Genomic DNA, 3,018 nt, shown 5'->3' with positions numbered 1-3,018 from the left:
GAGTGGGATACCTCATCTTGGAACGAGCTTCCCGCTTAGATGCCTTCAGCGGTTATCCCTTCCGAACGTAGCCAACCAGCAATGCTCTTGGCAGAACAACTGGCACACCAGCGGTCCGTCCGTCCCGGTCCTCTCGTACTAGGGACAGCCTTCCTCAAGTATCCTACGCGCGCGGCGGATAGGGACCGAACTGTCTCACGACGTTCTAAACCCAGCTCGCGTACCGCTTTAATGGGCGAACAGCCCAACCCTTGGGACCTACTCCAGCCCCAGGATGCGACGAGCCGACATCGAGGTGCCAAACCATCCCGTCGATATGGACTCTTGGGGAAGATCAGCCTGTTATCCCCGGGGTACCTTTTATCCGTTGAGCGACCACGCTTCCACAAGCCATGGCCGGATCACTAGTTCCGACTTTCGTCCCTGCTCGACCCGTCAGTCTCACAGTCAAGCTCCCTTGTGCACTTGCACTCAACACCTGATTGCCAACCAGGCTGAGGGAACCTTTGAGCGCCTCCGTTACTCTTTGGGAGGCAACCGCCCCAGTTAAACTACCCACCAGGCACTGTCCCTGATCCGGATCACGGACCGAGGTTAGACATCCAATACGACCAGAGTGGTATTTCAACGATGACTCCACAACCACTGGCGTGGCCGCTTCACAGTCTCCCACCTATCCTACACAAGCCGAATCGAACACCAATACCAAGCTATAGTAAAGGTCCCGGGGTCTTTCCGTCCTGCCGCGCGTAACGAGCATCTTTACTCGTAATGCAATTTCGCCGGGCCTGCGGTTGAGACAGTCGAGAAGTCGTTACGCCATTCGTGCAGGTCGGAACTTACCCGACAAGGAATTTCGCTACCTTAGGATGGTTATAGTTACCACCGCCGTTTACTGGCGCTTAAGTTCTCAGCTTCGCCCCGAAGGACTAACCGGTCCCCTTAACGTTCCAGCACCGGGCAGGCGTCAGTCCATATACATCGTCTTGCGACTTCGCATGGACCTGTGTTTTTAGTAAACAGTCGCTTCTCGCTGGTCTCTGCGGCCGTCTCGCCCTAGCCTGCAAGAGGCTTCAAGCGCTACGGCCCCCCTTCTCCCGAAGTTACGGGGGCATTTTGCCGAGTTCCTTAACCACAGTTCGCCCGATCGCCTCGGTATTCTCTACCTGACCACCTGTGTCGGTTTGGGGTACGGGCCGCGTGAAAGCTCGCTAGAGGCTTTTCTCGGCAGCATGGGATCACTCTACTTCGCCTCAATCGGCTACGCATCACGTCTCAGGATATGTGCCTGGCGGATTTGCCTACCAGACTCCCTACACGCTTGCACCAGTACTACCACTCACTGGCGGAGCTACCCTCCTGCGTCACCCCATCGCTTGACTACTACAAGTTCAGGTCCCGCGCTCCACAGACCCCATAGCCCCGAAGGGCGTCTGGAGGTGCTTCGGGCGGTTAGTATCACAAGGTTCATCATGGGCGCGTTCACACGGGTACGGGAATATCAACCCGTTGTCCATCGACTACGCCTGTCGGCCTCGCCTTAGGTCCCGACTTACCCTGGGCGGATTAGCCTGGCCCAGGAACCCTTGGTCATCCGGCGGACGAGTTTCTCACTCGTCTTTCGCTACTCATGCCTGCATTCTCACTCGCATAGCGTCCACGGCTGGATTACTCCGCCGCTTCAACCGCTACACGACGCTCCCCTACCCATCCAGACTGAAGTCTGAATGACACAGCTTCGGTGGTGTGCTTAAGCCCCGCTACATTGTCGGCGCAGGACCACTTGACCAGTGAGCTATTACGCACTCTTTAAAGGGTGGCTGCTTCTAAGCCAACCTCCTGGCTGTCTGTGCGACCCCACATCCTTTCCCACTTAGCACACACTTAGGGACCTTAGCTGGCGTTCTGGGCTGTTTCCCTCTCGACTACGAAGCTTATCCCCCGCAGTCTCACTGCCGCACTCTCACACCACGGTATTCGGAGTTTGGTTGATTTCGGTAAGCTTGTGGGCCCCCTAGACCATCCAGTGCTCTACCCCCGCGGTGAAACATACGACGCTGCACCTAAATGCATTTCGGGGAGAACCAGCTATCACGGTGTTTGATTGGCCTTTCACCCCTAACCACAGCTCATCCCCCAGGTTTTCAACCCTGGTGGGTTCGGGCCTCCACGCGGTCTTACCCGCGCTTCACCCTGGCCATGGCTAGATCACACCGCTTCGGGTCTAGACCACGCGACTCAAGCGCCCTATTCAGACTCGCTTTCGCTACGGCTACCCCACACGGGTTAACCTCGCCACGTAGCACTAACTCGCAGGCTCATTCTTCAAAAGGCACGCCGTCACCCCTAAAGGCTCCGACGGATTGTAGGCACACGGTTTCAGGTACTATTTCACTCCCCTCCCGGGGTACTTTTCATCTTTCCCTCACGGTACTAGTCCGCTATCGGTCACCAGGGAGTATTTAGGCTTAGCGGGTGGTCCCGCCAGATTCACAGCGAATTTCACGAGTACGCTGCTACTTGGGAACACTCTAAACAGACATCGGGTTTTCGAGTACGGGAGTTTCACCCTCTACGCTCACGCTTTCCAGACGCATTCCTCTAACCACAATGTTTTCTGACTGCTTGCCAGTCCGGCAGAACTGACCAAGAGGTCCCACGACCCCGCGAATGCAACCCCTGCCGGGTATCACACAGACGCGGTTTAGCCTCATCCGCTTTCGCTCGCCACTACTCACGGAATCACGGTTGTTTTCTCTTCCTGCGGGTACTGAGATGTTTCACTTCCCCGCGTTCCCTCCACATACCCTATGTGTTCAGGTATGGGTGACCCCACATGACTGGGGCCGGGTTTCCCCATTCGGAAATTCTAGGATCTCAGCTCGGTTGACAGCTCCCCTAGACTTTTCGCAGTCTCCTACGTCCTTCATCGGCTCCTGGTGCCAAGACATCCACCGTATGCCCTTACTAACTTGCTACAAAGATGCTCGCATCCACTGTGCAGTTCTCAAAGAACAA

At 56.2% G+C, this 3,018-nt stretch carries 1 rRNA gene; it reads right to left on the bottom strand.

Features of this window, described 5'->3' with window-relative positions:
• Positions 1-2,978, bottom strand: a 23S ribosomal RNA gene (locus ABZX02_RS43695); the annotation flags it as partial.
• Positions 2,979-3,018 lie beyond the last annotated feature (40 nt).

The organism is Lentzea sp. NPDC003310, from assembly GCF_040610935.1.
Taxonomy (GTDB): domain Bacteria; phylum Actinomycetota; class Actinomycetes; order Mycobacteriales; family Pseudonocardiaceae; genus Lentzea.
The sequence above is the reverse complement of the archived record's forward strand: the minus strand, read 5'-3'. Positions and strand labels throughout refer to the sequence as shown.